The organism is Nocardioides alkalitolerans DSM 16699 (genome assembly GCF_000426525.1).
In the GTDB taxonomy this organism is placed as follows: domain Bacteria; phylum Actinomycetota; class Actinomycetes; order Propionibacteriales; family Nocardioidaceae; genus Nocardioides; species Nocardioides alkalitolerans.
The window spans coordinates 59,902-76,433 of record NZ_AUFN01000017.1; the positions used below are offsets into that span (position 1 = coordinate 59,902).

General features: G+C 74.4%; 22 protein-coding genes. 13 read left to right on the forward strand and 9 right to left on the reverse strand.

Annotated features, from left to right (window positions below; genetic code table 11):
- Positions 1-305 precede the first annotated feature (305 nt).
- The gene (locus tag K329_RS27380) at positions 306-1,124 is read right to left on the reverse strand and encodes a FadR/GntR family transcriptional regulator (protein WP_052337008.1); all 819 of its coding nucleotides are present in this window, start codon (positions 1,122-1,124) and stop codon (positions 306-308) included.
- A 197-nt stretch (positions 1,125-1,321) separates the two neighbouring features.
- On the opposite strand from K329_RS27380, the gene npdG reads away from it, so the two are divergent.
- Positions 1,322-2,005: an NADPH-dependent F420 reductase gene (gene npdG / locus K329_RS0116355; protein WP_028473893.1), complete on the forward strand. Its 684-nt coding sequence runs from the start codon at positions 1,322-1,324 to the stop codon at positions 2,003-2,005.
- A 101-nt stretch (positions 2,006-2,106) separates the two neighbouring features.
- Here npdG and rpsN read toward each other — a convergent pair whose 3' ends face one another.
- From rpsN to rpmB, 3 genes are read right to left on the reverse strand one after another with little or no spacing between them, the layout of a single operon-like run.
- On the reverse strand, positions 2,107-2,412 hold the full coding sequence (gene rpsN, locus K329_RS0116360) for a 30S ribosomal protein S14 (protein ID WP_028473894.1): 306 nt from the start codon (positions 2,410-2,412) through the stop codon (positions 2,107-2,109).
- The gene (gene rpmG / locus K329_RS0116365) at positions 2,413-2,589 is read right to left on the reverse strand and encodes a 50S ribosomal protein L33 (RefSeq protein WP_028473895.1); all 177 of its coding nucleotides are present in this window, start codon (positions 2,587-2,589) and stop codon (positions 2,413-2,415) included.
- Positions 2,589-2,825: a 50S ribosomal protein L28 gene (gene rpmB, locus K329_RS0116370; protein ID WP_028473896.1), complete on the reverse strand. Its 237-nt coding sequence runs from the start codon at positions 2,823-2,825 to the stop codon at positions 2,589-2,591. Before rpmB ends, rpmG begins: the two co-directional genes overlap by 1 nt.
- A gap of 73 nt (positions 2,826-2,898) precedes the next feature.
- On the opposite strand from rpmB, the gene K329_RS0116375 reads away from it, so the two are divergent.
- The 6 genes from K329_RS0116375 to K329_RS0116400 all read left to right on the forward strand — a co-directional run bounded on the left by K329_RS0116375 (position 2,899) and on the right by K329_RS0116400 (position 6,281).
- Positions 2,899-3,201, forward strand: a complete 303-nt coding sequence (locus tag K329_RS0116375; protein ID WP_028473897.1) for a type B 50S ribosomal protein L31 — start codon at positions 2,899-2,901, stop codon at positions 3,199-3,201.
- Complete coding sequence (locus tag K329_RS27385; protein ID WP_043643985.1) at positions 3,198-4,298, forward strand: CobW family GTP-binding protein; 1,101 nt, start codon at positions 3,198-3,200, stop codon at positions 4,296-4,298. Before K329_RS0116375 ends, K329_RS27385 begins: the two co-directional genes overlap by 4 nt.
- Positions 4,299-4,328: 30 nt before the next feature.
- Positions 4,329-4,526: a 50S ribosomal protein L32 gene (gene rpmF, locus K329_RS0116385; RefSeq protein WP_028473898.1), complete on the forward strand. Its 198-nt coding sequence runs from the start codon at positions 4,329-4,331 to the stop codon at positions 4,524-4,526.
- A gap of 41 nt (positions 4,527-4,567) precedes the next feature.
- Entirely contained in the window at positions 4,568-4,690 is a 123-nt protein-coding gene (gene ykgO, locus K329_RS0116390) for a type B 50S ribosomal protein L36 (protein ID WP_028473899.1), read from the forward strand.
- Between the two features lie 73 nt (positions 4,691-4,763).
- Entirely contained in the window at positions 4,764-5,549 is a 786-nt protein-coding gene (locus K329_RS0116395; protein WP_028473900.1) for an enoyl-CoA hydratase/isomerase family protein, read from the forward strand.
- A gap of 174 nt (positions 5,550-5,723) precedes the next feature.
- A complete protein-coding gene (locus tag K329_RS0116400; RefSeq protein WP_157571793.1) occupies positions 5,724-6,281 on the forward strand; it encodes a hypothetical protein in 558 nt (185 codons plus the stop codon).
- 87 nt (positions 6,282-6,368) lie between these two features.
- Here K329_RS0116400 and K329_RS0116405 read toward each other — a convergent pair whose 3' ends face one another.
- Positions 6,369-6,704: an HU family DNA-binding protein gene (locus K329_RS0116405; protein ID WP_425411484.1), complete on the reverse strand. Its 336-nt coding sequence runs from the start codon at positions 6,702-6,704 to the stop codon at positions 6,369-6,371.
- A 9-nt stretch (positions 6,705-6,713) separates the two neighbouring features.
- The gene (locus K329_RS27390; protein WP_211225892.1) at positions 6,714-8,054 is read right to left on the reverse strand and encodes an MFS transporter; all 1,341 of its coding nucleotides are present in this window, start codon (positions 8,052-8,054) and stop codon (positions 6,714-6,716) included.
- A gap of 253 nt (positions 8,055-8,307) precedes the next feature.
- Between K329_RS27390 and K329_RS0116415 the strand changes: the two genes are divergently transcribed.
- Entirely contained in the window at positions 8,308-8,844 is a 537-nt protein-coding gene (locus tag K329_RS0116415) for a Dps family protein (protein ID WP_028473903.1), read from the forward strand.
- Positions 8,845-8,947: 103 nt separating this feature from the next.
- On the opposite strand, the gene K329_RS0116420 is transcribed toward K329_RS0116415, so the two are convergent.
- Both K329_RS0116420 and K329_RS27395 read right to left on the reverse strand, forming a co-directional pair.
- Complete coding sequence (locus K329_RS0116420; RefSeq protein ID WP_052337009.1) at positions 8,948-9,358, reverse strand: pyridoxamine 5'-phosphate oxidase family protein; 411 nt, start codon at positions 9,356-9,358, stop codon at positions 8,948-8,950.
- Positions 9,355-10,185, reverse strand: a complete 831-nt coding sequence (locus tag K329_RS27395) for a hypothetical protein (RefSeq protein ID WP_043643989.1) — start codon at positions 10,183-10,185, stop codon at positions 9,355-9,357. Before K329_RS27395 ends, K329_RS0116420 begins: the two co-directional genes overlap by 4 nt.
- 50 nt (positions 10,186-10,235) lie before the next feature.
- Between K329_RS27395 and K329_RS0116430 the strand changes: the two genes are divergently transcribed.
- Positions 10,236-11,243 carry an SDR family NAD(P)-dependent oxidoreductase gene (locus K329_RS0116430; RefSeq protein ID WP_052337010.1) on the forward strand — a complete coding sequence of 336 codons (1,008 nt, stop codon included), beginning with the start codon at positions 10,236-10,238 and terminating at the stop codon, positions 11,241-11,243.
- Between the two features lie 130 nt (positions 11,244-11,373).
- On the opposite strand, the gene K329_RS27400 is transcribed toward K329_RS0116430, so the two are convergent.
- A complete protein-coding gene (locus K329_RS27400) occupies positions 11,374-13,212 on the reverse strand; it encodes a dolichyl-phosphate-mannose--protein mannosyltransferase (RefSeq protein ID WP_245596582.1) in 1,839 nt (612 codons plus the stop codon).
- A 143-nt stretch (positions 13,213-13,355) separates the two neighbouring features.
- Between K329_RS27400 and rsmI the strand changes: the two genes are divergently transcribed.
- The 4 genes from rsmI to K329_RS0116455 are packed head-to-tail and all read left to right on the forward strand — an operon-like array spanning position 13,356 to position 16,513.
- Complete coding sequence (gene rsmI / locus K329_RS0116440) at positions 13,356-14,183, forward strand: 16S rRNA (cytidine(1402)-2'-O)-methyltransferase (RefSeq protein ID WP_028473906.1); 828 nt, start codon at positions 13,356-13,358, stop codon at positions 14,181-14,183.
- Positions 14,184-14,240: 57 nt separating this feature from the next.
- Positions 14,241-14,678 (forward strand): hypothetical protein, encoded by a 438-nt coding sequence (locus tag K329_RS0116445; protein ID WP_028473907.1) that lies wholly within the window; start codon positions 14,241-14,243, stop codon positions 14,676-14,678.
- Positions 14,679-14,738: 60 nt separating this feature from the next.
- Complete coding sequence (locus K329_RS0116450) at positions 14,739-15,602, forward strand: alpha/beta fold hydrolase (RefSeq protein WP_028473908.1); 864 nt, start codon at positions 14,739-14,741, stop codon at positions 15,600-15,602.
- Positions 15,599-16,513, forward strand: coding sequence for a TatD family hydrolase (locus tag K329_RS0116455; protein WP_028473909.1), 915 nt, complete (start codon positions 15,599-15,601; stop codon positions 16,511-16,513). The genes K329_RS0116450 and K329_RS0116455 overlap by 4 nt, the downstream gene beginning before the upstream one ends.
- Positions 16,514-16,532: the final 19 nt, after the last annotated feature.

A 16,532-nucleotide genomic window follows, 5' to 3' on the forward strand; every position in this document is an offset into this window, starting at 1 on the left:
CCGGTGCCGCGACGGGCGGCGACTGGCTGACGTGCTCAACGACACAAGCTGGCTCAGGGTACTCTCAAGTTCTCCTCAAGGAGGGCCCTTCTCGCCTCGTCGGACCGGGTGGAGGTCGAGATGGGCGAACCACCCCACGGATCCCGTCGTCGCTGGACGTACTCAGGGGTAACGCTCATCGGAGCGCGCCTGTCAAGAGTGGTCTAGACCGAGGTGTGACGGCCGTCTCCTGGCCTCGTCTTGAGGAATCGTTGAGGGGTCGTCGACGGCCGGATGGAGCAGGCCTCGAGCTGTCGGCGTCGGGCTCAGTCGAAGAGGTCGAGCACCGGCGGGTCGGCGTCGCGCAGCGTGAAGAAGTACGTCGCCGCCAGCTCCATGTGGGCCCGCCAGTGCTCCTCGGCGCCCTCGGCGTCCTGGGCGCGCACGAGGGCGACCAGCCGGGTGTAGGAGCGGACGGTCCGACGGAAGCGGACCGGGGTGTCGGTGTCCCGCCGGGTGCCGCGCGCGACTGTCAGCTGCGCGTGGGTCGCCACGATCTCGATGAGCACCGAGCCCTGGAGGCCGAGCGTCCGGTTGCCGCAGCGCTCCATCACGAGCTGGTGGAAGCGGTAGGTCAGCTTGGTCCACCGCTCGTACGACGGGATCTGGTCCTCGCGGCCGTCGAGGCTCGCGCGCAGCTCCCGCACGCACGCGTCGAGGTCGTCGAGGTCGGTCGCCGTACGGGCCAGGGCGAGGTGGCGGGCGCAGGCCGGCTCGATGACGAGGCGCGCGTCGTACACGTCCGCGATCGTCGTGCCCGCCAGCTGCAGCAGCAGGCCGGTGTGGCGGGTGGCGACCCGGGGGCTCGGCTGCAGCACCTGCGCGCCGCCGCGCGACCCGCGTCGTACGCCGATGAGGGAGTCGGCCTCGAGGATGCGGAACGCCTCGCGCAGCGTGGGGCGCGAGACGTCGTACTGCTCCATCAGCTCGACCTCGGTGGGGAGGTAGGTGCCGGGCGGCAGGCTGCCCCGCACGATGGTGCGCCGCAGGTGGGCCGCGATCAGCTCGGCGGTCTTCGGAGCGCGGGCCACGACGCCGTCCTGGTCGGCTCCGAGGACGGGAGCGGCGTCGTTGAGTCCGGCCACCTCCGCATCCTAGGTCGCTCAATGATGATCATGCTTGGCGTTCGGATGCCGGGCGGCGGCGCGGGCGGTGAGAGTGGTCACTACGCTCGCCCCCGGGGGCCGAGCGACCGGTCCGTCGAGCGCCGCCCCCGCCCCGACCTCGACCGTCAGCGAACGCCGCGTCACCCGACGCGGGCCCGACCGAAGGAGCCACCGCCGTGACCATCCCCGAGAGCCTGCAGGGCAAGACCATCGCCGTCCTGGGTGGCACCGGCCCCCAGGGGCGCGGCCTCGCCCGTCGCTTCGCCGCCGCCGGCCTGCCGGTCGTGCTCGGCTCGCGCACGGAGGAGAAGGGTGCGGCCGCGGCCGCCGAGCTCGCCGCCGCGCTCGGCGACGGCGTCGGTGCGGTCACCGGCTCCGACAACGCGGGCGCCTCGACCGCCGGCGACGTCGTGCTCGTCGTCGTCCCCTGGGACGGCCACAAGGAGCTGCTCGAGAGCCTCAGGACCGAGCTCGCCGGCAAGGTCGTCGTCGACTGCGTCAACCCGCTCGGCTTCGACAAGCAGGGCCCCTTCGCGCTCAAGGTCGAGGAGGGCTCGGCCACCGAGCAGGCCCAGGCCGTGCTGACCGAGTCGACCGTCGTCGGCGCCTTCCACAACGTCTCCGCGGTGAAGCTCGAGGACCCCGAGGTCACCAGCATCGACACCGACGTGCTCGTGCTCGGCGACGAGCGCGAGGCCACCGACCTGGTCCAGGACCTCGCGTCGGTCATCCCGGGCGTCCGGGGCGTGTACGGCGGCCGCCGCCGCAACGCCCATCAGGTCGAGGCGCTCACCGCGAACCTCATCGCCGCCAACCGCCGCTACAAGGCCCACGCCGGCGTGCGCATCACCGACATCTGAGCCCGACGCGCCGCACGCCCCCACCCGAGCCGGGTGGGGGCGTGCGGTGTCTTCGGGTGGGCGCGGGGGTGGGTGGGGTGGGCGTCAGGCACCCCCCACCCTCACCAGCTCGACTTCGTGATCCCCGGCAGCTCGCCGCGGTGGGCGAGCTCGCGGAACCGGATGCGCGAGAGCCCCGCCTTGCGCAGGTAGCCCCGGGGTCGTCCGTCGACCTGGTCGCGGTTGCGCAGGCGCACCGGTGACGAGTCGCGCGGCAGCTCCGAGAGGGCGCGTACGGCGCTGGCCAGCTCGTCCGAGCCGGGCTCGGCCTTCCGGACGGCCTCCTTCAGCTCCGCCCGGCGCTCGGCGTACCTCTCGACGGTGCGGCGTCGCCTCGCCTCGGCCGCGATCTTGGACTGCTTGGCCATTCAGCGCTCCTCTCGGAAGTCGACGTGCCGGCGCACGACGGGGTCGTACTTGCGGACGACCATGCGGTCGGGGTCGTTGCGGCGGTTCTTGCGGGTGACGTACGTGTAGCCCGTGCCCGCCGTGGAGCGCAGCTTGATGATCGGGCGCACGTCGCTGCCCCGTCCCTTGCCGGCCATCAGAGCCGCACCCCCCGCCGCTGCAGGTCGGCGACGACCGCCTCGATGCCGCGGGCGTCGATCACCTTGATGCCGCGGGCGCTCACCCGCAGCGTGATCGTGCGGCCGAGGCTCGGCACGACGTACCGCTTGCTCTGGATGTTGACGTCGAACCGGCGCTTCGTGCGGCGGTGGGAGTGCGAGACGTGGTGGCCGAATCCCGGCTCCCGGCCCGTCACCTGGCACACGCGTGACATCGGGTCTCCTCTCGTGTGATGATTGATAACGATTCTCATTCTAGTCACACGTCGCAGGAAGCGAGGAACGCCCATGAAGCAGGGCATCCACCCCACGTACGCCGACGTCGTCTTCCGGGACCGCTCGGCCGACTGGCTGCTGCTGACCCGGTCGACGATCGCCCCGAGCAGCGGTGAGACCGTCGAGCTCACCGGCCGCACCTACCCGGTGGTCGACGTCGACGTCTCCGCGGCGAGCCACCCCTTCTGGACCGGCCGCGGTCGGGTGCTCGACACCGAGGGCCGCGTCGAGGCGTTCGAGCGTCGCTACGGGGTACGGCGCAGCGGCGGCCGCGGGAACGCGGGTGCGGAGCCGGACGGGGGAGCCGCGTCGTGAAGACCCCCGTCGTGCTCGTCACCGGCGTCGCCCCCGACGCGATGGCCGCCACGCAGCTGGGCCTGCTGTGGGACCTGCCGCACGCGGTCGCCGTGCGCCACCACCTCGACCCCGCGCGCAGCGTGCTCACCCGGGTCGTCAGCGACATCACGGGCGTCGTCGAGCACGAGGAGATCGAGCTCGAGCACGCCTGCACGAGCTGCGCCCTGCGCGAGGACATCGTGCCGACCCTCGACCGGCTCGCCCGCGACGGCCGGTGGGCCTCGATCGTCGCCCACCTGCCCGTCGGTGCCGAGGCCGACCAGGTCTGCACGGTGCTGTCGTGGGACGCCGCGCTCGCCCGCCGGCTGCGCATCGCCGCCGTCGTCACCGCCCTCACGCGGGGCCGCGTCGTCGAGGACCTCCTCGGCTCCGACACCCTGGCCGAGCGCGGGCTGCACAGCAGCGAGGACGACGAGCGCGGCGTCGGCGAGGTCGCGTGCTCGATGGTCGAGTACGCCGACCTGGTGGTCACCGCCGCTGGTCCGTTCGAGGCCCTCGCGGACGAGGCGGTCGCCACCGAGCTCGACCTCCTCCGCGTGCTCGCGCGCCCCGGCGTACGTCTCGCGACCGCGCCCGAGCTGCTGCCCGGCGCGACGCTCCTGCAGCGCCCGCACCACCGGCACGACGCCACGCGGGCGTGGGCGTCGCACGTGCGGGAGGGCGACCTGCCGGGGATGCCGTCGAACCGGGTCTGGTGCGTCGACCTGCGCGCCGAGCGGCCCTTCCACCCCGACCGGCTGCTCGAGGACCTCGAGTCCCTCGGCGCCGGCCCCCACCGCAGCCGCGGCTGCTTCTGGCTGCCCACCCGCCCCGACCGCGCCCTGCTCTGGGAGGGCTCCGGCGGCCAGCTCAGCGTCGGTGACGGCGAGCCGTGGGGGCGTCGTACGCCGCGCACGCGCCTCGTCTTCGTGGGTGTCGGCGACCCGCCGGCCCACCTCAGCCCCACGTTCGCCTCGCTGCTCGTGCCCCACGCGGCGATCGCGCCGGGCGTGGAGTGGCGCTACGCGGTCGACGGGTTCGAGCCCTGGCTCGGCCCCATCCGCCACGTGGCCTGAGCCCCGCCGTACCCGACCGAGAGGAACCCCGTGGCCGTCCCCAAGCGCCGCCTGTCCCGCAGCAACACCCGCCACCGCCGCTCCGCCTGGAAGGCGGCGTCGCCCGACCTCGTGCCGGTCGTCGTGCGCGGCGAGACGTACGACGTCCCGCGCCGCCTCGTCGCGGCCGTCCAGCGCGGTCTCGTCGACCCCGTGACCGGGCGACCCTCGCGCGGGCCCGGCCGCTGACCCGTCTGCACCACCACCGCATCCCACCGAGAGGAACCCCCATGAAGGTCCGCAACTCCCTGCGCTCGCTCAAGGACCAGCCCGGCTCGCAGGTCGTCCGGCGCCGTGGCCGCACGTTCGTGATCAACAAGCGCAACCCGCGGCTCAAGGCCCGCCAGGGCTGACCTCCGCACGGCGCCCGCCCCACCAGCCGGACGCCCCGCGGCGCCGCGTCCGCCGTACGCGAGACTCGCCGGCATGACCGACGCCGAGACCCACGTCACCTACGCCCTCGACGCCGACGGCGTCGCCCGGATCACGCTGGCCGACGGCGACCACGGCAGCCCGATCCACGTCGCGTCGCTCGCGCAGCTGCTCGAGGCGGTGCTGCGGGCCAACCGCGAGCGGGCGCGGGTGATCGTGATCGCCGGTACCGGGCGGTTCTTCAGCGTCGGCGGCGACCTCGGGCAGTTCGCCGCGGCCGACGACATGGCGGCCTACATCGACCACCTGGCCGACGGGCTGCACCGCGCGGTGAGCGAGCTCGTGCGCTCCGGGGCGGTGGTGGTGGCGTCGGTGCAGGGTGGCGCGGCCGGCGCCGGGTTCCCGCTCGTCGCCGCGGCCGACGTCGTCGTCGCGGCGCGCTCCGCCTCGTTCACCCTCGCCTACACGAAGGTCGGGCTGAGCCCCGACGGCGGCTCGAGCATGCTCGTGCACACCCTCGGGCTCCACACGGCGCTGCGCCTCGCGCTGCTCAACGACCGGCTGAGCGCCGAGGAGGCGCAGGCCGCGGGCCTCGTGGCGCGGGTCGTGGACGACGGCGACCTGGAGCGCGTCACCGACGAGCTCGTGGCGGGTCTCGCGGCCGGGCCGACGGGCGCGTACGCCGCGGCCAAGCGCCTGCTGCGTGATGCGGCCGAGCCCGCCCCCGAGACCCGGTTGCGCGCCGAGACGCTGGCGATCCGGACCCAGGCGGGCGGGCCCGAGGGACGCGAGGGCGTCACCGCGTTCACCGAGAAGCGGGCGCCGCGCTTCCGGGGGTGACGGCGCGGGTCGGCGGGGACGACGGCGGACGACCGGTGACGGGACGGGACGCGTCACCCGTCGCACCCCTGCCGGACACCCACCTCGTCTACCCTCGTCGGTGGACCCGGTTCGGTCCGCGGTGAGCCCGGTCAGGGGGCTCCGGCGAGCCGGGACCCAGCAGGAGGTCATGGCATGAGAGCACGCGTGGGCGCCCGTACGGCGGCACTTCTCGGGGTCGTCGCGATGGTCGCGGCCGGCTGCAGCGGTGGGGACGACGACTCGGACGGCGAGGCCTCGGGCGACCGCACCGACTGGCCGGAGACGCTCGCCGACGCCTGCCCGGAGATCGACACGCTCCTCATCCCCGAGGCGGTCGAGGAGGGCGACGTCGACTACGGCGCGCTCGCGACCGACCTGCGCGACTACGCCGAGAACGGCGGCGACGAGATCAGCGCCGCCGTCATGCCCGTGGCCGACGCGGCCCAGGCCGTCGCGGACTCGCCGGGCGCGGACGCCGAGGCGGCGCTCGAGGAGGGCGCCCAGCTCGACCCCGACAACCTGCCCGAGGGCATCGAGGACCTCGCACCGGGTGAGGAGCTCACCATCAACCCCGAGGTGACCCCCGGCCCCGACGCGGCCGCCTACTCCGAGGCCATCACGGCCTACATCGACTCGCTCGCCGGCCTCAACACCGCCTGCGGCGACGCCGGTTCGCCGCTCGCGCAGGCCACGGAGGACGCCGAGGGCTGAGCGGGCCGACCGCAGCACCCCGAAATCTGACGAGGGCGCCCGACCGGATCTCCGGTCGGACGCCCTCGACGTCTGCTCAGGCGAGAATCACGCGCCCGAGACCTGCTTCTTCAGGGCAGCGGCAGCCTTGAACGCCGGCGAGGTGCTCGCGGCGATCTCGATCGTGTCGCCGGTCTGCGGGTTGCGGCCGGTACGGGCGGCGCGCTCGCGGGTCTCGAAGGTACCGAAACCGGCGACGGCGACCTTGTCGCCGGCCGCGAGGGCCTTGCCGATCGCGTCGAAGACAGCGCTGACGGCAGCCTCCGCCTCGCCCTTGGCCAGGTCCGTCGAACCGGCGACCTGGTCGACGAGCTCCTTCTTGTTCATGTGTGACTCCCTTGTGAACGACGTTGCTTGCGAGATGACCGTATCCCTGCCGACCACATCCGCGCGCTACCGGGCTGCTGCGGGCGCGGGCGTGTCGGATCCGCGTGGTTGTGCGGATTTCTGCGCACCGACCTCGGTGGCCCCCTCCTCGGAGGGTCCGTCGGGGGTCTCGCGGGAGGCCCGGTCGGCCCGTCGCAGCACCCCGCCCGCGAGCAGTGCGAGCAGCAGCGCGGCCGCCGCGCCGGAGACCGTCACGACGTACGCCGCGGTGTGCCCCGCGGTGAGTCCGCCGAGGTCACCGGCCTGCGCGGCGTCCGCGAGGTGGCCCGCGAGCGCCGAGCCGGCGGCGTACCCGAGGCCGGTCGCGCCGGCCAGCAGCGTCATCGCGGTGGTGACGCGGTCGCGCGGCACGACGCGCTCCGCGAGCGTGAACGCGGTGATCATGAACGGCGCCACGGCGAAGCCCAGGAGCAGCGTCACGACCGACGCGCCGGTCAGGGAATCCACGATCAGCAACGGCGTGGCGAGCACGGACAGGCCCGCCGCGGCGACCGCGAGACGCGCCGGCAGGCTGAACGAGTCGGGCAGGTAGACGGTCGCGAGGCCCGCGAGGACGCTGCCGATGCCGAGCAGCGCGTGCACGAGACCGGCCGCACCGGGCATGCCGGCGGAGGTCGCGAGCACCGTCGACCCCGTCTGGATCGAGCCGAAGATCATGCCCAGGCAGCCCTGGGCGAGCAGCAGCACGAGCAGGGCGGCGCTGAGCAGCGGCGCGTCGGTGGCCGAGCGCGTACGGCGGAAGCCGGCCGGCGCAGTGCGGTGCAGCGCGAACCACGAGCCGAAGACCGCGAGCATGCCCGCCGCCGTCAGCAGGGCGCCGGCCGGGGAGACGAGCGCGGCGACGACGCCGACGAGCGTCGGGCCGAGCACGAACGACGCCTCGTCGGCGGCGCCCTCGTAGGAGAAGGCGGTCGAGACCAGCCGGCGCTGGTGGGTCTCGTGCGCCGTGATCGGGCGCCACCGCACGCGGGCCAGAGGGCCGACCTGCGGCAGCGAGGCGCCGGCGAGGGCGGCCGTCGCGAGCACGAGCAGGGTGGACGCGTCGGACGTGGAGGTGAGCACCACGCCGACGAGACCGGCGGCCCCGAGCGCCGACTGGATGCCGACGACACGGCGCTGGCCGAAGCGGTCGGCGAGCGTGCCGGTGAACGGGGAGGCGATGGCGTTGGCGATGGCGAGCGCACCCGCGGCGGCGCCGCCGGCGCCGTAGCTGCCGGTCGCGTCGGCGACGAGCAGGAGGGTGCCGATCTGGGCCATGGCCAGCGGGATGCGGGCGACGAAGGCGACGACGACGTAGAGGGGGCCGACGAGGCCGAAGAGGCGTTGGTAGGAACGCAGAGGTGACATGTTCTTGCTCCGGGTACAGCGAGGCCGCGCGTCGTACCCACCTCCAAGACGCGCCCGAACCCTGAGCATCGCCAGAGTACGCCCGTGCACCCCCGTTCGCGTAGCCCTCGCGACCCCTCCGACCGCCGATCGGCCAGTGGTGGCGGGCGTTAAGGCCAGCCTCACCTGTCTGGAACCATTCCAGAAAAGGTGGTTCAGTAAGCGACATCGGCCGGCACCCCGGCCATCTCGCACCCCAGGAGAGGAGCTCGCCATGAGCGACACGATCCAGAGCACCACCCCCACGCGGACCCACCAGGCCGCGCCCCCGTTCAAGGCGTCGCAGCAGCTCGCCGACAACCTGCAGCAGGTCAGCGCCGACCTCGTCGACCTGCACCTCGTCGGCAAGCAGGCCCACTGGAACGTCGTCGGCAAGAACTTCCGCGACCTGCACCTGGCGCTCGACGAGGTCGTCGACGCCGCCCGCGAGTTCTCCGACACGATCGCCGAGCGCATGCGCGCCGTCTACGTGACCGTCGACGGCCGCGCCGCCCGCGTCGCGACCCAGTCGAGCATCGCGGAGTTCCCGGCCACCGAGATCGACACGGCCGACTGCGTCGACCTCATCGTCGGCGCGCTCTACGCCGTCGCCGGCACCGCGCGCCGCGTGCACGACGCCGTGGACGCCGAGGACCCGACCTCCGCGGACATCCTCCACACCATCCTCGAGCGCCTCGAGCAGCTCGCCTGGATGATCGACGCCGAGAACCGCACGGCCAACGCGAGCCAGCCGGCCAACATCAACGAGTGACCCCCGCCGGGCTCCGGGCCCGGCCGATCGACCTCGAGTCGGCGCCTCTGCACTGCTGTGGTGCGTGCAGAGGCGCCGACTCGGTGCATTGCCGGGGTCTGCCTCAGAGCTTGGCGGAGTGCAGGATCCGCTCGACCTCGATGCGCAGCGCGACGCGCTCCGGACGCTCCTTCGGCTGCCGGTAGCGCCGGGCGTACATCTCGACGGCCCGCGCGACCTCGTCCGGCTCGGTCGTGGCGCGGGCGGTGCCCTCGATCGTGGCCCAGCGGGCGCCGTCCACCTGGCCGGCGGCGACCGGCCCTCCCGGGCTCTCCAGGACGTTGCGGGCCTTGCGCGAGCTGGGGAACGTGATCACCCAGGCGCACCCCTGGTCCACGTCGAGCGCGACGCCGACCGGCACCAGGTGGGGCCGTCCGTCCGGGCGCAGCGTGGCGAGCGAGCACAGGTGCCGCTCGGCCCAGAAGGCTGCGAGCGCCTCGGGCACGTCGTCCCAGCCGGGGGTCCACACACTCATGCCTGCTCCTTCGGGGTGACTGCTCGACGTCGTACGACGGCCACGGCCGCCAGGGGAACGATGGCAGCCGCGACGGCGACGACCCCCACCGGCACCGACTCGGGCTCGCCCGAGAGCCGGTTGACCGCGACCCACGCCAGGCCCCACGACTGGGCGAGCGCGACGGCGACGCGAGCGCCGTACCGGCCGGCCCACACCGCGGCGACGGCCGCGACGAGGACGAGCGCCAGCACCGAGACGACCACCGCGACCGTGCCGGTGCGGGCCTGGCCGTCGTCGGCGCTGCTCGCCGCGATGTTCGCGACGACCGCGACGCTCACCCAGCCCAGGTAGAGCCCGAACGCGCCGTCGACGGCGACGCGCTCGACGAGGCCGTCGGGTCCGGGGTGGCGGGTGAGGCGCTTGACGATCTCGACCAGCACGGCCAGCAGCACCACGATGACGGCGACGCTCGTCCACAGGAAGCCCTGCAGGGCCGCCGCCAGCCAGAGCGCGTTGAGCACGAGCGAGGCGGCGGCGAGCCAGCCGATCGCGCGGTGGCGCGCGGACGCGGCACGGTCGGGCAGCCACTGCACGACGACGTACGCCACCAGCCCCGCGTAGACCACCGACCAGATCGAGAAGGCCGTGCCGGCGGGGGTGAGGAGCGAGGAGTCCGCGGCGAACGCGCCCCCGGAGGCGTCGGCGACGCCCGTGCCGCCCAGCACGCCCGAGCCGACGAGGCTGCCGACGACGCAGACCACGAGGGCGAGGGTCACGCCCGCCTGGCGGGTGCGGTCGGCGGTGGTCGGCGTCTCCCCGGTGGTCCGGGCTGCGGTCGTGGTCACCCGCTCATCGTGACAGGTCCGCGGGGACGCCCCGGCTACCGTCACGAGGCATGAACGCCTCGTCCCCGTCGCTCTCCGTCCGCGTGGGATCGGCCGTCGACACGCTGCTCGACCGCACGATCGCCCCCGGCTACACCAAGCTCGGCCTCGCGGCCCGCCGGCGGCTGCCCGGCTGGCCCGCCGACCCCGAGCGCCGGGCCCTCGCCGGCCGCACCGCCGCCGTGACCGGTGCCTCCTCCGGCCTCGGCATCGCCGTCGCGGAGGGCCTCGCGCTCCTCGGGGCCCGCGTGCTCCTCGTGGTGCGGGACACGACCAAGGGCGAGAAGGTGCGTCGCGAGATCCTCGACCGCGTGCCCGGCGCCGCGCTCGAGGTGCACCGCTGCGACGTGGGCGACCTCGACGACGTACGGCGGTTCGCGGCCGACCTCACCGACCACCTGGGCGACGACGCGCTCGACGTGCTCGTGCACAACGCCGGCGCGATGCCGCCGGAGCGCACCACGTCGACGCAGGGCCACGAGCTCTCGATGGCCGTGCACGTGCTCGGCCCGGTGCTCATGACCGACCTGCTGCGCCCCCGGCTCGCCGCCTCCGGGGTCGGCGCTCGCGTCGTGATGGTGACCTCGGGCGGCATGTACGCCCAGGCGATCCCGGCCGACGACCCCGAGTACGACGTGCCGGCCGACGTCTACAAGCCCCCCACGGCGTACGCCCGCAGCAAGCGCGCCCAGGTCGAGCTGCTCGGCCCGCTCGCCCAGCGCTGGGGCGGCGACTCGATCACCATCGCCGCCATGCACCCCGGCTGGGCCGACACCCCGGGCGTCGTGGACTCGCTGCCGCTCTTCCACAAGATCACCGGACCGGTGCTGCGCGACGCCGACGGGGGAGCCGACACCATCGTCTGGCTCGCCGGCACCTCGCCCCGGCCGGAGGGCGGCCTGCTCTGGCACGACCGCCGGCCCCGCCCGACCGCCCTGCTCAAGAGGACCCGCGCCACGAACGCCCAGCGCGCCGAGCTGTGGGACTGGGTGCGCCGCGTGACGCAGCTGGGGGTGTGAGGGGCGGCCTCGCGCCGGTTTCACCGGCTAGCCGGTGACACCAGCACCTGGCGCGCGAAGGTTCGTGCGCCAGGTGCCGGGTTCGTCACCTAGCCGGTGAAACCGGCACCCCCCGGATCCACCCACCCCGCTAGATCCAGCGGTCGAACCAGATCCGGTCGAGCCACTCGCCGCGGGTGAGCAGCTGGTCGGTGTAGATGGGCCAGAACCACGCGAAGTTCAGGATCACCAGCACGAGCACCGACCCCGCGACCACCACGCCGACGGTGCGCCGGGGGGTGGGGTACGGCGTGCGCCCGACCATCCTGCCCATCGCGAGGCTCAGTGCCATCACCGTGAACGGCAGGATCGCCATCGCGTAGAAGAGGAAGATCGGCCGGTCGGCGTTGCTGAACCACGGCAGCCACGTCGAGGCCGCGCCGACGACGGCGACGCCGTAGCGCCAGTCGCGCGCACCGACCCACATGAGCACCGCGAAGGCCAGCGCCAGTGCGCCCGACCACCACAGCACCGGCGTGCCGAGGATGAGCACCTGGCGCAGGCACGTGCTGTCCGCGGCGGCGGTGCAGCCCTGGTCGCCGGGCTCGATGCCGTTCTCGGCGTGCACGCCGACGGGGCGGTTCAGCACCAGCCAGCCCCGCGGGTTCGACTGGTAGGGGTGGGTCGCGCAGTCGAGGTACTTCGTGTGGAACGTGTAGAGGTCCTGGTGGTAGTAGGCCAGCGAGCGCAACGACTGCACCACCTCGCCGAGCCCGGAGGCGTCGGGCTCGGTGGCGGTCGGCCAGCGCTTGTCGGGGTCGAGCGTGGCCTGGCTGTCGCAGTCGGCGGCCGGAGCGACGAACTGGGTGTACTGCGTCGAGGAGAACGCCTGCTCCTGCTCGTCGGCGTGGATCAGCCAGCCGGTCCAGCTCGCGACGTACGTCAGCGCGGCGACCACCACGAGGTAGCCGAAGGCCGGCAGCCCGTCGACCACCACCGCGCGCAGCAGCGAACGGCGTACGCCGAACATGCGGCGCGCGCCCGCGCTCCAGACCCACACCAGCACCCCGAAGGCGGCGAGCGGGTAGAGCGCCGTCCACTTGGTGCCGACGGCGAGCCCCCACATGACGCCGCCGGTGAGCAGCCACGGCCGCCACAGCAGCACGCGCACGGGGCCCCAGGCGCTCCAGCGGCCGGAGCCGTCGAGGGGGTCGGTCGTCGCGCCGGGCGCGTCGGGGTCACCGGGCGGGTCGACCACCAGGTGCGCCAGCCTGGCGCGCACCCAGAACCGGTCGTTCACCACGCAGGCGACGCCGCACATGATGAAGAGGGCGAGGAAGATGTCGAGCAGCGCGAGCCGGGAGAGCACGAAGTGCATCCCGTCGAAGGTCATCAGCAGCCCCGCGACGCAGCCGATGAGGGTCGACCCGCTCATCCGGCGCACGAGCCGGCACATCACGAGCACCAGCAGGGCACCGGCGACGACGGAGGCGATCCGCCAGCCGAACGGGTCCATCCCGAAGGCCTTGATGCCGAGCGCGATCATCCACTTGCCCACCTCGGGGTGGACGATCATCGACGGCTGGTCGCTCCAGACGTCGGTGTCGCCGGCGAGGATCGAGGCGTCCGCGGTGTCGGGGTAGTCGAGCACGTAGCCGTGGTTGAGCAGCGACCACGCGTGCTTCGCGTAGTAGGTCTCGTCGAACGAGAACTCCCGCGGGGTGCCGAGGTGGTAGAGCCGCAGGCCCAGCGCCAGCGCGAACACCGCCAGCGAGGGCAGCCAGCCGCCCCAGCGCGTCGTCCAGCCGGCGAGCGCCCGGTCGACGGCCCGCGGCACCGGGCCGCCGCCACCGCGACGACCGAGGGTGAGCGTGCGCCGTACCCGACCGCCGGGAGCCGACCCGGGCTCGTCCCCGCCCGAGGTGCTGCCCGACGCGCCCCACGGCACTGGCGCCCCCGGGCGCCCCGAGGTGTCGGTGGGGGTCGTCACGGGGGTGAACTGTACGGATCGCGCCCACGCTCACGTCGTACGCCGGGCCCTGGGATGATCGCCGGGTGAGCGACGACGGGGCAGCGACGGCAGCGACGCGCACGACGACGGGTACGGCCGCCGCCACGGGGGAGGGCCCCGGCGTGCTCGTGCTCGCCGGCACGCCGATCGGGCGCCCCGACGACGCCCCGCCCCGCCTGGTCGCCGAGCTGGCGGGCGCCGACGTCGTCGCGGCGGAGGACACGCGCCGCCTGCGTCGCCTCACCTCCGACCTGGGCGTCGAGATCGGTGGCCGGGTCGTCAGCTACTTCGAGGGCAACGAGGCCGCCCGCACGCCCGCGCTCGTCGAGGCGCTGCGCAACGGCGAGCGGGTGCTCCTGGTGACCGACGCCGGCATGCCGAGCGTCTCCGACCCCGGCTACCGCCTCGTGGCGGCCTGCGTCGAGGCCGGCATCCGGGTGACCTCCGTGCCCGGTCCGTCGGCGGTGCTCACCGCGCTCGCGGTCTCGGGCCTGCCCGTCGACCGGTTCTGCTTCGAGGGGTTCCTGCCGCGCAAGGCCGGCGAGCGGTCGCGGCGGCTGCTCGCGCTGGCCGGCGAGGAGCGCACGATGGTGTTCTTCGAGGCGCCGCACCGCACGCAGGTGACGCTCGAGGCCATGGCCGAGACCCTCGGCGCCGACCGCCCGGGCGCCGTGTGCCGCGAGCTGACGAAGACCCACGAGGAGGTACGGCGCGGGCCGCTCGCCGAGCTCGCCGCCTGGGCCGCCGAGGGCGTGCGGGGCGAGGTCACCCTCGTCGTGCAGGGCGCCCCGGCAGGCGGGACCTCCGTCGCCGACGACCCCGACAGCCTCCGCGCCGCCGTCGCCGAGCACGAGGCCACGGGCGAGCCGCGCAAGGACGCCATCAAGAGCGTCGCCGAGCGCGCCGGCGTGCCGAAGCGGGTCGTGTACGACGCGGTCCACCGCGCCTGAGCGTCACCGGTCGGCCGGCCCCGTTTCCCGTGGCCGTCCGCGGGTAGACCGGCTGCCGTGCCCGTCGAGCTGCTGCGCCCCCTCACCACCGACGACCTGCGCGGCCTGGCCGACTGGACGTGGCTGCCGGGCCTCACCGCCCTGCGCCCCTGGCTGGTGACGGCCCTGGCCGACGTCGTCCTCCAGGGCGACGACGGCCTCTGGTTCCTCTCCACCACCGCCGGCACCCTGGAGCGTCGCTGGGACGACGTCGACCAGCTCCGCGCCGCCGTCGCCGACGTCGAGGGCGCCGACGAGATCCTCTCGGCCTGGCTGGTCGAGGGCGCGGCGCGTCGCGGGCTCGAGCCGGGGCCGGGCCAGTCCCTCGTGCTCGTGCCGGCACCCGCCGTGGGCGGCGGGTTCGACCTCGAGCACCTGGCCCTCTACGACACCGGCGTCGCGCTCTCCCTCTCCGCCCAGCTGCACCGGCAGCTGCAGCAGGGTCCGCCGGCCTGATCCGCCGGCCTGATCCGCCACCCGGTCCGCCGGTCCCGACCCACCGGTAACCTCGCGCCCATGGCAGCTGCGCGCGTCACGACGTACGAGAACGACGGACTCACCTTCGACGTTCGCGACGAGGGGCCGCTCGACGGGCCCGTGGTGGTGCTCCTCCACGGCTTCCCGCAGCGGGCCTCGTGCTGGGACGCGGTGGCCCCGCTCCTGCACGCCCAGGGCTACCGCACGGTCGCCCCCGACCAGCGCGGCTACTCGCCGGGCGCACGGCCCGAGGGTCGTCGGGCCTACACGGTCGACAAGCTGGTGGGCGACGTCGTCGCGCTGCTCGACTCCCTCGGTGAGGCCGGCGCCCGCGTGCACCTCGTCGGGCACGACTGGGGCGCGATGGTCGGTTGGGGCGTGGCCGCCCGGTTCGGCGACCGCGTGCGCACCTGGACGGCCGTGTCGGTGCCGCACCCGCAGGCCTTCATGAAGGCGGGCCTGCGCAGCACCCAGCTGCTGAAGTCCTGGTACATGTACGCCTTCCAGCTGCCCCGCCTCCCCGAGCTGCTCGCGGAGAAGAAGGGCGACCGGCTCGAGCGGATGCTCGGCTCGACCGGCATGACGCGGGCCGAGACGGCGCGGTTCACGCGCGAGATCGTCGAGTACGGCGCCTTCCCCGGCGGCCTCGGCTACTACCGGGCCCTGCCGTTCTCGCTGCGCGGCGGCGTCGGCGGCCGGGTGCGCGTGCCCACCACGATGGTGTGGAGCGACGGCGACACCGCCGTCGACGGTGCCGGCGCCCGGCTCGCGGGCGACTACGTGCTCGCCGACTACGAGCTCGTCGTGCTCGAGGGCGTCAGCCACTGGGTGCCCGAGCACGCCCCCGAGGCGCTGGCCGAGATCGTGCTGGAGCGCATCGGCAGCGCGGGCGACGCCGCGTGAGCGGACCCACCCGCTCCCGCGCCGGGACGACCGAGCAGGGCAGCCGGCGCGACCGCTCCCGGCCCCCGGCGCCGGAGCCCCTGCCCCACCCGGTCGTCGACAACCACTGCCACCTCGACATCGCCGACGGCCGCGGCCCGGACGACTGGCTCGACGTCGACGCCGCCCTCGCCGCGGCCACCGCGGTCGGGGTGCCGCGCATCGTGCAGATCGGCTGCGACCTGCCCGGCGCCCGCTGGGCGGTCGAGACCGCCGCGTCGTACGACGCGATCGTCGCCGGGGTGGCGCTGCACCCCAACGAGGCGCCGCTGCTGGCCGCCGAGGGGCGGCTCGAGGAGGCCCTGGAGGAGATCGAGCGGCTCGCCGGCGCCCACGACGGCGTGCGCGCGGTGGGTGAGACGGGTCTCGATTTCTTCCGGACCGGCCCCGAGGGCGTGGACGCCCAGCGCGAGAGCTTCGCGCGCCACATCGACATCGCGAAGCGGCTCGACAAGACGCTCGTCATCCACGACCGCGACGCCCACGACGCCGTGCTCGAGGTGCTCGACGCCGAGGGTGCTCCCGACCGCTGGGTGATGCACTGCTTCTCCGGCGACGCGGCGTTCGCGCGGGCGTGCCTCGACCGCGGCGCCCACCTCTCCTTCGCCGGCACCGTCACCTTCAAGAACGCCGCTGACCTGCGCGAAGCCCTCGTGGTCGCGCCGCAGGACCGGGTGCTCGTGGAGACGGACGCGCCGTACCTCACGCCGATGCCCTACCGCGGCCGGCCCAACGCCTCGTACCTCGTGCCGCTGACGGTGCGGGCCATGGCGGAGGTGCGTGGCGACGACCTCGGCGAGCTCTGCGCGGCCGTCGACGCGAGCACCGAACGGGCCTTCGGCGGCCCCTGGGGCACCCCCTCCGAGGCCTGACCGAGGGGTGCCTGCGCGG